Here is a 16671-nt window from a genome sequence, read left to right as displayed (position 1 = left end):
TTCTTGTTATATAATGTAAACGAAATTTACTTCTTTTTCTCTCTAATTGATTTAACAATTCTGACTGCTGACATTATCAATACTGCAAAAATGATTAATCCAATAATTCCCCAAATCCAATCGACTGTATTCTTTAAAACGACGATAAACACGATGGAAAATAAAAAGATAGTAGCTACTTCATTGAATAATCTTAACTGAAATCCTGTGAACCTAAATTTGTCTTCTCTGAGCTCTAAAATTAATTTTCGACAGTAAAAATGATAGCCTACTAAGCCTAGAACAAAACCTAATTTTAAATGAAGCCAACTTTGTGATGCAAAACTATCCCACCATAGCCAGTAAATCATTGTTGTACCCGTTATGATTGTCAGCCACATTGCTGGAACCATGATGGCATTAAAGAGTACTTTTTGCATTCGTTTATACTCTTTCTGCAAGATTTGTCGTTCAGCTTCAGGCTTTTCATTTGCTTCAGTGTGGTAAACAAATAAGCGAGGTAAATAAAAAAGCCCAGCGAACCAACTCGTTACAAAAATGATATGTATTGCTTTAATATGATTATATTCCATTGTTAAATCATTTACAATGATTTTATGAATGTTTGTAGTTTTTGAAAAAGCTATTAACCTTCATTTGAATAACACCGAGGATTGCCTCTTTAAAAATATTTGCCGACATTTTAGAAACACCTTTGGTTCTATCTGTAAAAATGATAGGTATCTCGGCAATTTTGAAGCCATATTTCCATGCTGTAAACTTCATTTCTACCTGAAAAGCATAGCCAACAAATTTAATCTTATCGAGATTAATGGTCTTTAAAACTTTAGCGTGATAACATTTGAATCCTGCAGTTACATCCATTATAGGCATTCCTGTGATAAAACGTACGTAATAACCCGCAAAATAAGACATTAATACTCTTCCCATAGGCCAATTGACGACATTTACTCCACTGATATAACGAGAGCCAATAGCCATGTCAGAACCCTCTACACAAGCATTGTAAAGCTTTACCAAATCTTCTGGATTATGCGAAAAATCTGCATCCATTTCAAAAATATATTCATAGTTATTGGCAAGAGCATATTTAAACCCATGAATATAAGCAGTACCTAACCCTAGTTTTCCTTTTCTTTCTTGTAAATGCAAACGATTTTTACCGAATTCATCTTGAAGTTCTTTTACTTTCATCCCAGTACCATCTGGCGAACCATCATCAACAATTAGTAAGTCAAAACTTGGTTCTAAACTCATTACTTTACGGACAATGGATTCAATGTTTTCAATTTCGTTGTATGTCGGTATAATTACAAGACGAGAGATCATTATGGAATTTGCGCAGGTTAAAAATTAATATTGATACAAAGTTACGAAAATCTATAGCATATTATGGTATAGAAAATTTAATAGCAGAAACAGCCGAAGAAATATCTATTAATTACCCGTACAACTTAAATAAAGAGGTACTGAAAGGTACTAGTCAAATCTGGAATGTTTGTGTGTTAGAAGGCCTTTTAAATCCTTTATAACGAATCATTTATGTTTTCAATGCTTCATTTAATTAAGTAAGGTTAAATGCTTATATATCTATCATTATATTGATGTATAATTGTGTTTTTATGTGTCATTACTTTGTCAAGTACGCTATGGTAAAATACTCATAGATAGGTTTAGATAAACGTTAGAATACTATTTTATTATCTATTTTAACAAGATTTAAGAATGTCTGCTGTCTTTAATAAAAATATTTTCAAATAATAAGAAACATTTTTTGTGTTTCTTAGATGTAATAGTATTTTTGCATTAAATTTATAGAACAGTATAGAACACATATTTATACCGACTAATCAAATTAAACAATCAATAACAAAGACAATGGCAAACATCACATTAGGCGACAAAGAGTATTTCGCAGGAATTGGTAAAATACAATTTGAAGGAAGAGAGTCTGATAACCCTTTAGCATTCAAATGGTATGATGAAAATCGTATTATTGGAGGCAAAACAATGAAAGAGCAAATGCGTTTTGCAATTGCTTATTGGCATACTTTCTGTGGAACTGGTGCTGATCCTTTTGGTCCTGGAACAAAAGTATTTCCTTGGGATGCAAAAAATGAAATCGTAGGAAGAGCTAAAGATAAAATGGATGCAGCCTTTGAATTCATTACTAAAATTGGTGCTCCGTACTATTGTTTTCATGATATTGACTTAGTAGATGAAGGAAGTTCTTTATCAGAATACGAAAGCAATATGCAAGCAATTGTAGACTATGCAAAACAAAAACAAGCTTCAAGTGGTGTAAAATTATTATGGGGTACTGCCAACGTATTCTCGAACCCACGCTATATGAACGGGGCATCTACTAACCCTGATTTCTCAGTATTAGCACATGCAGGTACACAAGTGAAAAATGCTATTGATGCTACGATTGCTTTAGGTGGTGAAAACTATGTGTTCTGGGGTGGTCGTGAAGGCTATATGACGTTATTAAACACTGATATGAAGCGTGAGTTAGCTCACTTAGGACGTTTCTTAACGATGTCGCGTGATTATGCTCGTAAAAACGGATTTACTGGTAAATTCTTCATCGAACCTAAACCATGTGAACCAACTAAACACCAATATGATTTCGACTCTGCTACAGTAATCGGCTTCTTGAAAGAATACGGTTTAGAAAATGATTTTATGTTGAATTTAGAAGTAAACCATGCTACTTTAGCTGGTCATACATTCCAACATGAATTACAAGTTGCTGCTGACAACAATATGTTGGGTAGTATGGATGCTAACCGTGGAGATTATCAAAACGGATGGGATACTGACCAATTCCCTACTAATTTAAATGAATTAGCTGAGTCTATGTTGATTATTTTAGAGGCAGGTGGAATCACACAAGGAGGTATCAATTTTGATGCTAAGACACGTCGTAATTCAACTGATTTAGACGATATTTTCTTAGCTCACATCGGTGGTATGGATGCTTTTGCTCGTGCTTTAGTTATTGCTGATAACATCTTAGAGAAATCATCTTATAAGAAATTGCGTAAAGACCGTTATGCTTCTTTTGATGGCGGTAAAGGTGCTGACTACGAAGCTGGTAAATTAACTTTAGAAGATTTAAGAAGCTATGCTTTTGAAGTTGGAGAACCTAAAGTTACTAGTGGCAAACAAGAATTATTTGAAAATATCATCAATCAATTCATCTAGTCTATGTGAATTGAAAATTCATAAAAAAAGCGAATGGAAATTTTCCACTCGCTTTTTTTATGAATTTATTTTTGGATTAATATTCCCAAAGGTTATGTTCCATTTCCATCAATTTATATTCTAATTGTTGAGATTGGATTAGCCCTTGTTTTTCTCCTCCATAAAACTCATCTAGGCTTTTATCCTCTGGGTTACCTTTTTTTGTAAGTCTAGCATGGAACAAACGTAAATCAAAGGCATCTGCCATGTTTTTATGTTGCGCTTCGTTCTGAGCATTATACCAGATACAATTTGGGTTGCTTCTGAATAATTTATCTAAATCCTTGTATTTGAATGACGCTACAGTCTTATCAAAACCCGCCGCAGTTTTGTTAGCAGGAATAATGATCGTGATAGCTTGGATATCATAGTATAAACGAGAGCGTTGCTTATCAAAAATAGCATCTTCTCTGATTTCTATGATAGAAAGCTCTTTAGCAAAGTACAAATCTCCAGTTTCGCTTGCTGCTTTAGCAGGAGCTTTAGCACCATTTGCCGCAGGTTTAGGATCTCCCCAGCCATCATCAGCTCCTGTGGTAGCAGTACTTTCAGCACCGAAACCAGCAGCCTTTTCAGCATCAGAAAGAGCGTTGTCTCCTATAGAATTTTCAACAACCAAATTCTTTAGAAATTCTTCTTTGGAAATCTTCGTTTTTAATGAATCGTTTCTATATGGTTGCAAAACCCCACTTTGAACCCATTCCATTAAATATTTGGTAATCTCGTTTCCTTTAGAGAAAAAAGGTTGGTTTTGCTTTTCATTCAAATCCATTCTTCTCCATAAACGCATTTTCCACATGATATTAGAATCATCGATAGGACGTACAGAGTCAGGATTTTTTCCTCTAATGTCTTTTTCTTGTGCTGTTACCAGTGAACAAGAAACCAAACTAAGAACAATTGCTCCGGTAATTTTGATTAAATTTTTCATAATGTTATTATCATTACAAGTTTTACACTAAGCTTGATTATCAAATACTTGTAAACTTATATAATATTGTACTAGACAATGACTGTATTTTATTTAGTACAATACTTTTAATTAAGCGGTATAACTTTTGTAAACTGAAAAGGAATATTTTCAATAGCTCCTTTAAAGTTTTTACGTTGCACACCTTTTACTTCAATATAATAACGGTCTCCGGCTTGTGCATTTTGAGCCAAAGAACTAATACTACCACCACCAGATAAGGTAAGGTCTCCAACTTTTTTCGATCCTCTAGCTAATGCAATATAAACTTCAGAAACACGATACTGTGCATCATCAGGGTTAGTTGCTTTGAACGACTCATCAGCAATTGCTCTAGCTTCAATACTTCTAAGACCAGTAGCACTTACTCCACGCTTTTCGTCCAATTCGCCTCCGCCACCAAATAATTTTATCTCAGGCTTTGGTACTCTTCTTACTCTAAACTTCTCTGTACCTAATAAAATGCCTCCATTATTAATGTTTAATTCTACCGATGCTGAACTTGGCACTACAGTTACTTTACCACCACCTGCGGCAATAACCTCAGCACCGTTGGCACTAAAGCTTGGTTGCCATAAAGCACCTAAGCCAGGGCTTACAATGCTCAATTTGTTGGCACAACCTAAATATAATGGAGGTAAACTACCTGCTTCGATATTATAAGTTGGTTTTAATACAAAATATTCACCATTAAGTGTTCTAGTTTCAGGACCATTAGGGCCATTGAATGAGATACTAGCCGAATAAGTTTTCTTTGAAAGCCCACGACTGTCGTATTGACCGCCTTGTGCCTTAAACTTAATTTGACCTTTACCGTCTCTTACAGGTACACCAGCACCATTAAAGCTCATTCTAGGGGTAATTCCACTTGAATAGGCTGCAATAAACATTTCAGCTTCATAATCCATACCAGCTACTACGGTATTAGATTTTGCAGAAACCATGGCTAATATTTTATCGAACTTGATGTCTTTGATACCTACTTTTTCAGCTAATTGCCCTAAAATAGTACTTTCATAACGACGAATTTCAGATTGTTTCTGACTTAACGTTGCTAAAGCCGCAGGTACTGGCGTTTCAGCAAAATTCAATTCAGCAAAATCTTTATTTTTATTATTGGCATCCTTAGCTACTGCAGGGTCTTCTTTTCCTGAAAGAGCAAGCGGTTCAAACTTTGTATTTCTATCAGCATAAGTTGCTATTTTAGTGACAAAATTATCAAGCTGAGTTTTTAAGCCATAAGCCAATCCATTCTTTTTACCACCGATCATTATTTCATATACTTTTTCGGTCTCTTTCATACCGACATAAGCACCTGTTTCTGGATCGATACCACCCGTTTTTTCAACGATGGCGCTTTTCAAATTATCTAATTCACCAACCATTGCGTCAGAAAGTTTACGTACTTCTTGCGCTTGTCTGATGATATCAGCATATTGAGCAGGATTAGGCGAATCGTTTACTTTTGCCTTAATCCCTTCGACAGTTTGGTTATTTTTTTGAACAGCAGAGCTATTCGCTGCTTCTAAGCTATTATTTAATAGTACAAATTTTTGTAAAAGGGCATCGCTTACTTGCAATGCAAGTAAAGCTGTGAGTACCAAATACATCATCCCAATCATCTTCTGACGGGGCGTTTCTTTCATTCCAGCCATTTTCTTATCTACTTGTAGGAGTTTTTGTTTAAGTTTTTTTTCAACATGCTTGTCTTTCTTAGTATTAAACTATCAAAGACGGATATGTTTCTTAAATTAGTTCCCTTTCATGGCTGTTAACATACTTCCATAAACATTGTTTAGTGAAGTTAAGTTAGAAGTCAATTTGGCTAATTCTTGCTTAAACTGCTGAGTATCTTTACTTGCATCAGCCATGTTTTCCATTGCTACTGCTAAGTTGCCATAGAAAGCATTCATCGCTTTTAAGTGCTTGTTTGTGTCTTGTAATTCTAATTCATATACAGCATTCAATGCTCCCATGTTTTGAGTAACTTTCTGGAACTGTACACGATATTCTTTAGCGTCTTGTGACGCACTGGCCATTTCGCCCATTGCACTCATTGTTACGCCATAAGCTTTGTTCATTTCTGTCATTGTACCAGCAGCAACTTTTACGTTTTTAGCATAATCGTTTGTAGCTACAGTAGCATCAGTAATTGTTCCAATTTTTGAAACTGTTTCTGTTAATGACTTCATGCCTTTGCCTAAATTTTCAAAAACATCTGGCGTAATTTTAGCATTAGCTAACATTTCGTCCATTTTAGCTGTTAAACCAACGCCTGCAGTTGACGTTGCCACACTTCTTTTAGGTAATTCACCTTGAAAATCTTTCGATAATTCTGGATATACTTTTTCCCAATCGTAAGATTTTTCAGGTTTTGCAGAAAGATACAATACCCCAAATAATATAAATATAAATGCTTCAGTGAACATACCAACCATTAGCATTTCATTGGCATTATTCCAGTGTAAGATTTTAAATAAAGCACCAACGATAACAACTGCTGCACCAAAACTGGCGATAACGTTAATAATTCTTTCCATTTGTTTTGTAATGATTTTGAGTGTAATATGATTTGAGAATGATTTGATGTACAAAGGGATTATCAAAACGAAGCGAGAGAATGTTGTCGTAAATTAACGACTGGATTCCCTCGCTTACGATTTAAAATCGTTTTTTCTTTTATCTGAATTCTTTTCCAGATGAACGTCCTAAATGATTCATGGCACAACGGAAGCCGATGTAAGATCGTTTCTTTGTTTCATATTCATAAGAACGAGTACCCGTTTCAAGATAATAAGCAACATCTTTCCATGAACCGCCACGAATAACTTTTCTTGGTTCATCTTTATCATCATTCATCGTGTTTAAGTCCCAAGTAATAGCTACAGCATTGTCTGCATAAGCATCTAAGCACCATTCGGCAACGTTTCCAGCCATATTGTATAAACCATAATCATTCGGATTGAACTGGTTTGCAGGAGCTGTATAAGCATATCCATCTGCATCATAATTACCTCTATGAGGCTTGAAGTTAGCTAGCAAACATCCTTTTACGTTTGCTACGTAAGGGTTACCCCAAGGATATTTAGCAGAAGCTTTTCCACCACGAGCAGCCCATTCCCATTCAGCTTCTGATGGTAAGCGGAATCTTGGAGAAATATACATTCCCTCTGAGGTTCTGTAATCGTTATAAGCTTTTGTTCGCCAGTCGCAGAAATATCTTGCAGCAATCCAGCTTACGCCCACTACTGGATACATATCAAACGCAGGGCTTGAGAAATAATATTCAGTCATTGGGTCACCGTTGTGATAAGTAAAGTCTTTACTCCATACAGTAGTATCAGGATAATATTCAGAAATAACTTTTTCTTCGCCTAGTACAGCGATTGAGTCCGTCAACATTACATCAGTAAATTGACGGTATTCGTTGTTGGTAATTTCAGTATCGTCCATATAAAACTGAACGACTGTTACACGTTTGTTAAAACCAACTGACGATGCAGCAATATCTTCATCCGCTTGCCCCATCATATAAGAGCCAGCCGGAATTAAAACCATGCCTAGTGGAGTTGTTTGCTTCCAACCTTTACGGCTAGTAGCAGCAATTTCCCCATTGACCATTTTAATATCTTCTTTTTTGCTACTTCTACTTCGTTTACCGCTTTTGCCTTTAGCAACCTGTTCTCCTCTAGATCTGCTACTTCGCCCTCTACTACTAGTCGATTTGCTAGTACCAGAAGAGCTACAGCTATCCAAAAACAGAACAGTAGTAACCACTAAAAGTAGTAAGGATATTTTCCTGAAAATTCCACTGTAATTCATAGTGTCTTAACTTTTTTAATTGATACCCGTGAGTAAAATAAGGTAATGATCTCTGTAAATTTTGATAATGGTTGTATTAATAATAGTACTTTATATTTATTGTAATAAAATTCATTTTTAGTGTTAAATCTTCTTAAAAACGACCTTTTTTACTCGGTTAGTATAGTAACCCAAAAACAAAGTTAATATTTTTTTTTGTTGTAAATACATCAATCGTTTATTTACGTTTTTGTAAGTACACTTTAGTCAAAAAAAACTACTGATGTCTGAACCTTGGCGTACGTACAGGGGTCTTCTTCCCACCAAATAATTTAGGCGCTGGTAGGGCATAACTTATTAATACTTCGTGTGATGTAGGAGACTTAGCTGTTTGCCCAACAGTGGTTAAATCTAGCGAATATCCTAATCGTAAAGAGTTGTTCAACATCGAAAGACCTGCAATAATGATACCAGCATCGTTTAATCGATAGGAGCCTCCTAACCAATATTTTTCAGTATAAGTAAAAATTGCGCCTCCTTCTAAAGCTGTTGTTACGAAATCACTACGCCAAAGGGCTGTAGGGGTAACTTTTACGTCTTCATTCAAATAATAATCGTAGCTCGCAGTCACATTCAATGCTTGTTTGATGGTATACTGACTAGCTCTGTCAACGCCAAAACTATAATTTGGATTATTTACGTGATTAAGGCTTACCCCGATTTGGTAATTCTCTGCTTTATATAAAACTCCTAGTGATAGGTCTGCTTTGGTTTCATTAAGCTTTTTTAGTGCTGCATCTACAATTGGGTCTCCAGATTCACCAGGTCTGAAATTTGAATCAAATGTTTTAGTATGAAAACCGCCTTTTACACCAATTGAAATAATCGAACCATTTCTGAGACCGATTTGATAAGAATATGATAGTAACATATTCTGATAACCACTTCCAGATGGTGTTTTGTCATTTACAAATTGGATACCAAGCCCACTATGAAGGCCATTTAGGGGCATTGAGGCCGTAAAAAGCTGTGTTCCCAATGAACCAGAACCATCATAAGTAGTTTGATAGGCTGTCCATTGATTACGGTAATGTAATTGAAATCTCATCACACCATCAGTACCAGCAGTGGCTGGATTAATGTATAGCGGATTAAACATATATTGGCTTAACTGTGCATCTTGTTGAGCAAAGACGGAATAGTTTGCCAATAGCAGTAGAATTATAGTAAAAAATTGTAAATTCTTTCGCATAGTCTTTCAAAAAAGTACAAATAAGTCAAATACAGGCTTTAATTCCAAATCTAATAAACATTTATATAAATTACGTCAAAAAATGTATCTCATAGATATTCCTAACGCTAATTTATTAATATTTGTTGTGATATGGCTGATAAAAAAAGAGACCCATGAGTTTATATCACTCACAGGTCTTTCATTAATTCTTTTTAATAGTCTTAAAGACTATTTGCTTTCTTGATATAAAGTTCCAAAGCACCCGTCATAGATGGGGCATTTGGAAGGGGTGCTTGAATATCTAAAATCAAGCCTGCTTCTGTTACTGCTTTTGCCGTGGTTGGTCCAAAGGCAGCAATTCTAGTTTTGTTTTGCTTGAAATCTGGAAAATTATGAAACAAAGATTTTATTCCAGAAGGGCTAAAAAATGCAATTACATCATAAAAAACGCTTTCTAAATCAGATAAATCTGAAGAAACTGTTTCATACATTACAGCCTCTGTAAGTTGTAAATCGTTTGTTCCCATAAATTCTGGGATATCACTACGACGCTTGTCTGAACAAGGAAATAAAAACTTTTCAGTTTTATGTTTCTTGATTAACTCAAGTAATTCAGCAGCAGTTTTTGTTCCTGTAAAAATCTTACGTTTACGAATTACAATATATTTCTGCAAGTAATTAGAAGTCTGTTCTGTGATACAGAAGTATTTCATATCAGCTGGTACTTCTATACGCGCTTCTTTACAAATGCGAAAAAAATGATCTACGGCATTACGACTAGTAAAAATAATGGCAGTATGATCAAGGATATTGATTTTTTGCTTCCGGAAGTCCTTAAAAGCAACGCCTTGAATTTCGATAAATGGGCGAAAATCAACTTTGATATTGTATCTTCTTTCCAACTCAAAATATGGTGATTTATCGTCGGCTGGGCGTGCTTGCGTAACTAAAATACTGGTTACTTTGGTTAATCTGTCTGGATGTGCGGTTAATGCTATTTCGCTCATGCTCAATGCAGTTAAACTTGATTGGATTATTGTTTGGGCTAATGTGCTATTTTTAGAACATTTTTTTGTTGAATTATCACATTATTTAGAGTGCAAAACGAATGCCTACTATAAGCGGTATTAATTCAACGATGCAAAGGTACGAAAATAAATACAGATTTTTTAGTGCCGTCATCTTATTTATCGTAAAGTATAATAGTGCTAAGCGTCCGATAAAGAATAATGAAATGGGAAAGAACAGATATTTTTCTGCATTTTCTGTAATTTCAGGTATTGATATCGTACTGTAGGTGAGTATAATTAGTACAATCAGGAAAAAAATACTTGATGCTTGAATAATTTTAAAAAAATGGATATTGATGATTTTATCTAGCCTGTAAAGGTTTGAAAGAATCATTAGTGAGATATATTTGAAAATATATGCACCAAAGATAATAGAAGAAATTACCAAGAAGTTACTCAATAATACGCCAAGTGTTTCTCCTTCTTGAAGAATACTGCTGGTAGAAAATAAATCGTTCTTTTCATTAATGACCAACATAAAAATAAAGCCAATAGTAAAACTAAGATTGACCACAAACAGTAAATTCCCTAAATCAAAGGGTTTGTTTACGATAAATGAATCATCGCGTACACTAATTGTTAGCAAATCTTTAGGATTAAAAAAACGCTCAAAAGATTTTGGCTGATAATTATACAAAAATGCGTAAGCACCTACCAGTAAGAATAGGCCAATCACAAAAAAGTTTTGAAAAGAGGAAATGTCTCGAGGAATAATCGTTAATAATGACTCGGATAATTCAAATGTTTCCTGAGTTTTAGATATTCTATTCCCCACATAAACCATCATTTCTTCAATATTGGTATTACTACCATAAATTGTAAGAAATAGCTTCGTTTTTTTATAGACTCTCTGCAAGCTGTCAACATCTAACACAACCCATTTATTAATGGGCAATTGTTGCTGTAAAGACGCATTAATGAATAGATAGTTTTCTTTAGAGGAATAATATAGAATTTTATAAGTTTTATAATTTTCTATATCACAAAACAAGCTAAATGAATTATAGTCTTTATGGAGTTCACGAACATAGGGCACATAGGCCTTATAGCGTTCATCAAATACCTGCCAGTCATCTCGGTAGTCATGCACTAAATAATAGCCATTGTTTGGCCCAACGGTGTCTTTAGCAGTGATGTTAGGAATGAAAAATAAATACCCAGAAATGATTAAAAAGGCTATTCTGAGAAAAGAGTATGATTGAACTAAACGCAAAATCCTGCATGATTGAATAAATCGTGCAGGATTTTGTGAATGAATATATTGCTGGAAGAATTTCAAGTCTTGATAGTTTTGTGCAAAATTAGAAAAAAACTATCAATAATTCATTGAAACCGTTTACTACAATCCTAATGCTTTTAACATTGTAGCACCAATATCAGCTGGAGAATGTACAACGTGGATACCACAAGCTTCCATGATAGCCATTTTAGCAGCAGCAGTATCGTCTGCACCACCGATGATAGCACCAGCATGACCCATTCTACGACCTTTCGGTGCAGTTTGTCCAGCGATAAAACCTACTACAGGTTTTCTGTTTCCATCAGCTTTAATCCATTCAGCAGCTTCAGCTTCCATACCACCACCAATTTCACCAATCATTACGATACCCTCAGTTTCAGGGTCATTCATTAATAATTCAACGGCTTCTTTAGTAGTTGTTCCGATGATAGGGTCACCACCAATACCAATAGCAGTTGTTTGTCCTAAACCTGCTTTTGTTAATTGGTCTACAGCTTCGTAAGTTAAAGTTCCTGATTTTGATACGATACCAATTTTACCTTTAGTGAAAATAAAACCAGGCATGATACCTACTTTACATTCACCTGCTGTCATTACTCCCGGACAGTTTGGCCCAATTAAACGACAATCTTTGTTCTGAATGTATTCCTTAGCATAAATCATGTCTTTGGTTGGAATACCTTCTGTGATACAAATAATTACTTTGATACCAGCATCAGCCGATTCCATAATAGCATCAGCAGCAAATGCAGGTGGTACAAAGATGATTGAAGTATCAGCACCTGCTTTTTCTACAGCTTCAGTAACTGTATTAAATACAGGACGGTCAAGATGGGTTGAACCACCTTTTCCTGGCGTTACACCACCAACTACATTAGTACCATATTCGATCATTTGCTGAGCGTGGAATGAACCTTCAGACCCAGTAAAGCCTTGTACGATTATTTTTGAGTTTTTGTTAACAAGTACACTCATTTCAGATAAATATTTGGTTTGTAAAAATCAGTTTTTTTGTGAAATTACTGCATTTAATCTTAACAGTGATTATATTTATACAGTGCCTACGTAAATTTATCGTAAAGGTATAGTTTGCAAGGCAAAGGACAAAAAGGAATTTGGATATTGAGCAATATACTTATTTGAAATAGTATTTAACTATTTGATTATTAATTACTTAATAGTGTTTCTATTTCTGGAAATATAGTATAGCTTATTGCCATAAGGTACTTTTTGTTTAGCAATTTCGGGATAATGTTTTGAGCTAAAATTTTATTCAAGATTTTAATCCTGCCTTGTTAGAATTTATTTTGAATAAAATAACCATCAAATATCCATTTGCTATTTGTATGGATAAAGCCCAATAGCAAGATAATCTAATGAGAAAAGGAAATAAAAAAAGCAAATCCAGCTAATTAGCTGAATTTGCTTTACTGAAATACCTAATTTATTGTTCAGGTTAAAGTGCTCGCTTTTTACCTTTTGAATCTATTACTTCTATTGATTTCAAATTTGAATTTATCAATACACTTCGTGATGATTGTGATAAAAACGAAGTGCCATACCCAACTTCTACTCTTCGTGTTTTGCCATTTTTTAAATTTTCCAGCACAACATAATCATTGGTTTTCAAAGGCTTACTTTGAAGGGTATTGTTGCTTAATTGGAACGTTTTTAATACGCCACGGTTTTGTGTAGCCATTACCAAGGTTTTTCCTTTTGCATTAGTAAGTCTTACTAAGCCTTTTGCATCACCCGTTACGCCAAAGGCTGTTTCAGGCAATAGGCTTGCTTTGAAATTCCCTTTTCCATCGCCTTTCAAGAGGAGGCCATTGAAAGCATCTAACCTGCCTACTGATACTTCTGATGAAAAGTCGTTCCCTACCATGAGTACGTCAAGATATCCATCATTGTCAAAATCCTCCGTCAGCATTCCTAATACAGGGGCTGTTTGTGCCTCCATTGGTAATGCTTTTACTTTGAAATTGCCGCCTCCAAGATTTTCTATATAGCTTGTTTTTAGGTAATTAGCCTTTAAAATGAGGGCGTCTTTTAATTCCTCTTCGGTGAAAAACCCTTTAATGTCAGATTTAGCCAGTTGATTGTAGGTTACAAATTTCTTACGTGTCGTAATCATTTGTTTATTCAAATCGTCTCTACCATTAAAAACAAATTCTTTTTTATGGGTGTCTGTGTTTTTAGGTTTTAAAAAAACAGTTGGAATAGCATCATAATTACCATCCGTATTGAAGTCTTTGGCATATATAGAAACAGGTTCGGTATCACTTGCTCTCATGATAGAGTTTTTACCAAAATTTCCAACGATATAATCTATATCTCCATCATCATCAAAGTCGCCAGAAGTAATACTGTTCCAAAACCCAATTTGCTTGTTTAGGTCTAAAGCTCCTTCTAGTTTTTCTAATTTCCCATTGTTATTTTGTAGCATCGTAATGGGCATCCATTCGCCCGCAAGCATCAAATCTACCCAACCATCATTGTTGTAGTCTGTCCAAATAGCATCACATACCAACCCTATATTTGATAGACTTGGTGCTACTTGAGCACTTGCATTGGTGAATTTTACTTGCCCAACTTTTGAATCGTTTCTAAGGATATAACTAGAAACAGGCATTGGATAGCTAGAAACTTCCACACGACCACCAATGAATAAATCCAGGTCGCCGTCTTTATCATAATCAGCTGCTTTAACGCATGAGCCACTTTTTAAGAAACTAGGCAACGCTTGGCTTTTTTGTACAAAATGCCCTTTGCCGTCATTTTCATAAAACCTATCTTGATAAGTTGGCGAATCTTTAGGTTGTTCATTACTACCACTTACAATGTATAAATCAAGGTCGTTGTCGAGGTCAGCATCAAAAAGCAAAACACCCATATCCTCCGCAATTTTTGTAAGGTCAGTTTCACCACCTATTAAATCAGACTTAACAAATTTTCCAGCTTGATTTTGTAATAAGAAAGTCCCCTTTTGTTCAGAAGGCCCACCAATATAAATATCTTCAAGGCCATCGCCGTTTACGTCGCCAACGGCAATGGCGGGGCCAAATTGTGATAACTTGTGGGGAATCAATTTCTGAATATTGAAATCAATAAAATCTTTTTCAGTATGAACATAATCGATATTAAGGGAATCTGTAATATCTGCAAAAAGCGTTGTACGTTTTAATGGCTGACTTACATTGAGAAGCGTAGCATTCTTTTCATAAACCGTTAAAACTTGGTTGGCAGCTACATCTTTCAATATTTGAGTTTTGCCACTTTGCCAAATGATTTTCACTTCATTTATTTTATTGCTTTTGCCTAAACCGAAATGAGCAACGTTTTCGATAGTAGAAAGATACCCTCTGTAAGGGGTATTTTCGTACACTTGTTTCTGTCCATTTTGATAACTGATTTCAATGAATGCCCCTAAGCCACCAATGTTTTTATCAAGGCCTTTTAGCTTTATGCGTAGATAATTACTTTCTGTGGGCTTCATTTCAATTAGATTATTGCGATATACAGAAGCCGAATCATTGATGTTGTTAGTAACATAATCTAAGTCGCCATCATTATCTAAATCTCCATAGGCTGCTCCATTAGAAAAGCTAGGATTGGTAAGCCCCCACGAAGCACTTACATCATCAAAAGCAAAGTTCCCTTTATTCTTGAAGGCATAATTCGTAATTTTTACAGATGGAATAGAATCCAAGAGCATCATTCTAGGTACAACATTACCCATTTCAGCACGGTAAATCATGAAGTCTTGGTCAGTAATATCACGTGGAAAACCATTTGTGATAATAATATCTCTGAGTCCATCATTATCAAAATCTGTTGCCATAGGCGTCCAACTCCAGTCAGTTTCAGCAATACCCGCCAATAAGCCAATCTCACTAAAAACAGGTTTGCCTGTTTTCGGATTAAACCCTTGATTCATTTGTAAGGTATTTCGAGGATACTGGAAATCATACCCAAACTTTTCATTGTTTTGATATGTCAGGTAATTATTGGGAGCCAGCATCATCTTTTTACGATAATTATCCGCAGGCATCATATCAACGGCTAAAATATCCACAAGACCATCATTGTTTAAATCGGCAACATCATTACCCATGGCTGAATAAGAAGTATGCTTGAAATAATCGTGCGCTTGGTCGGTAAAAGTTCCGTTATGATTGTTGATATAAAGTAAATCGTTCGTCAGGTAATCGTTGGTAATGTAAATATCTTTCCAGCCATCTCTGTTGATATCAGTAATGTTTATTCCTAAGCCATAGCCTTCTATCAAAATACCTGCTTTTTTAGAAATATCCGAATATACGCCATGCTTTAGTTTTTCATCCCAATCGTTGCGGTATAATCTACCTGTACGTTTAGATGAACCATCTACTATTTTATCATGGTATTTGTTTGGAAAACGAATGTCTTCCATTTCATTAATCAATACATATAAATCTAAATCCCCATCGTTATCATAATCAAAAAATGCAGCATTGGTTGTATGAGTGGTATCGGCAATACCGTATTCCTTTGCCATTTCTTTAAACGTAGGAATACCATCTTTGCCAACGCCTTGGTTAACATATAACATATTAGCACGTTCTGAGGCTACCTTTTTAACAGTAGCACATACGTATATATCCAGCAAGTTATCATTGTTGATATCAACAACAGCTACACCCGAACACCATTTTCCCTGTCCTGCAACGTTAGATTTTTCGGTTACATCCTCAAACTTTAACTTATTAGCTTCATCTACGCCTTTGTTTAGGTATAGTTTATTCGCTACTTGATTGCCCGTAAAATAAATATCAGTAAGATTATCATTGTTGAAGTCTCCAAGGGCTACCCCGCCACCATTATACACATATTCAAACTCAAGGACATTCATCGTATCGTTTTCTATAATTCGATTGGAGAAAGTAATGCCTGTATCTTCTGCGGATAATTGAGTAAAGAGTGTGTCCTGTTTTTCACAAGCGCAAAATGAAAAGATAATAGTTATTAATAACAGCAGTAAAAGTTTTTGATTCATATTAAATAAGATAAGTTTTGAATATAAAATTAGCAAGATTTTATATGAATTCTATATGCTAAAGCCTTAAAA

At 35.0% G+C, this 16671-nt stretch carries 12 protein-coding genes; 1 reads left to right on the top strand and 11 read right to left on the bottom strand.

All coding sequences use genetic code 11. The features are described from left to right. Nucleotides 1–26: 26 nt before the first annotated feature. Together AC07XN_RS17105 and AC07XN_RS17100 are read right to left on the bottom strand one after the other, a co-directional pair. Nucleotides 27–572: a CopD family protein gene (locus tag AC07XN_RS17105; protein WP_494743950.1), complete on the bottom strand. Its 546-nt coding sequence runs from the start codon at nucleotides 570–572 to the stop codon at nucleotides 27–29. Nucleotides 573–594: 22 nt separating this feature from the next. Continuing rightward, nucleotides 595–1329: a polyprenol monophosphomannose synthase gene (locus AC07XN_RS17100; protein WP_323247091.1), complete on the bottom strand. Its 735-nt coding sequence runs from the start codon at nucleotides 1327–1329 to the stop codon at nucleotides 595–597. 549 nt (nucleotides 1330–1878) lie between these two features. Here AC07XN_RS17100 and xylA point away from each other — a divergent pair. Beyond that, a complete protein-coding gene (gene xylA, locus AC07XN_RS17095) occupies nucleotides 1879–3210 on the top strand; it encodes a xylose isomerase (RefSeq protein ID WP_309922480.1) in 1332 nt (443 codons plus the stop codon). Nucleotides 3211–3286: 76 nt separating this feature from the next. Here the strand turns inward: xylA and porN are convergent, their stop codons facing one another. The 9 genes from porN to AC07XN_RS17050 form a co-directional block, all read right to left on the bottom strand. Next, entirely contained in the window at nucleotides 3287–4180 is an 894-nt protein-coding gene (gene porN, locus AC07XN_RS17090; protein ID WP_309922478.1) for a type IX secretion system ring subunit PorN/GldN, read from the bottom strand. Nucleotides 4181–4287: 107 nt separating this feature from the next. Further along, the gene (gene porM, locus AC07XN_RS17085) at nucleotides 4288–5865 is read right to left on the bottom strand and encodes a type IX secretion system motor protein PorM/GldM (RefSeq protein WP_494743949.1); all 1578 of its coding nucleotides are present in this window, start codon (nucleotides 5863–5865) and stop codon (nucleotides 4288–4290) included. Between the two features lie 105 nt (nucleotides 5866–5970). Next, on the bottom strand, nucleotides 5971–6759 hold the full coding sequence (gene porL / locus AC07XN_RS17080) for a type IX secretion system motor protein PorL/GldL (RefSeq protein WP_494743948.1): 789 nt from the start codon (nucleotides 6757–6759) through the stop codon (nucleotides 5971–5973). Nucleotides 6760–6898: 139 nt separating this feature from the next. After that, the gene (porK, locus tag AC07XN_RS17075; RefSeq protein WP_309922468.1) at nucleotides 6899–8041 is read right to left on the bottom strand and encodes a T9SS ring complex lipoprotein PorK/GldK; all 1143 of its coding nucleotides are present in this window, start codon (nucleotides 8039–8041) and stop codon (nucleotides 6899–6901) included. A 256-nt stretch (nucleotides 8042–8297) separates the two neighbouring features. Then, entirely contained in the window at nucleotides 8298–9272 is a 975-nt protein-coding gene (locus tag AC07XN_RS17070) for a PorP/SprF family type IX secretion system membrane protein (RefSeq protein ID WP_494743947.1), read from the bottom strand. 203 nt (nucleotides 9273–9475) lie between these two features. Next, nucleotides 9476–10261, bottom strand: coding sequence for a uroporphyrinogen-III synthase (locus AC07XN_RS17065; RefSeq protein WP_309922460.1), 786 nt, complete (start codon nucleotides 10259–10261; stop codon nucleotides 9476–9478). Between the two features lie 85 nt (nucleotides 10262–10346). After that, complete coding sequence (locus AC07XN_RS17060; protein ID WP_309922457.1) at nucleotides 10347–11603, bottom strand: DUF4271 domain-containing protein; 1257 nt, start codon at nucleotides 11601–11603, stop codon at nucleotides 10347–10349. Between the two features lie 60 nt (nucleotides 11604–11663). Then, entirely contained in the window at nucleotides 11664–12539 is an 876-nt protein-coding gene (sucD, locus tag AC07XN_RS17055) for a succinate--CoA ligase subunit alpha (RefSeq protein ID WP_309922454.1), read from the bottom strand. Between the two features lie 481 nt (nucleotides 12540–13020). Beyond that, nucleotides 13021–16599, bottom strand: coding sequence for a CRTAC1 family protein (locus tag AC07XN_RS17050; protein WP_494743946.1), 3579 nt, complete (start codon nucleotides 16597–16599; stop codon nucleotides 13021–13023). Between the last annotated feature and the right edge of the window lie 72 nt (nucleotides 16600–16671).

This window comes from Arcicella sp. GW458-12-2-14-TSB2 (genome assembly GCF_059423785.1).
The sequence above is the reverse complement of the archived record's forward strand: the minus strand, read 5'-3'. Positions and strand labels throughout refer to the sequence as shown.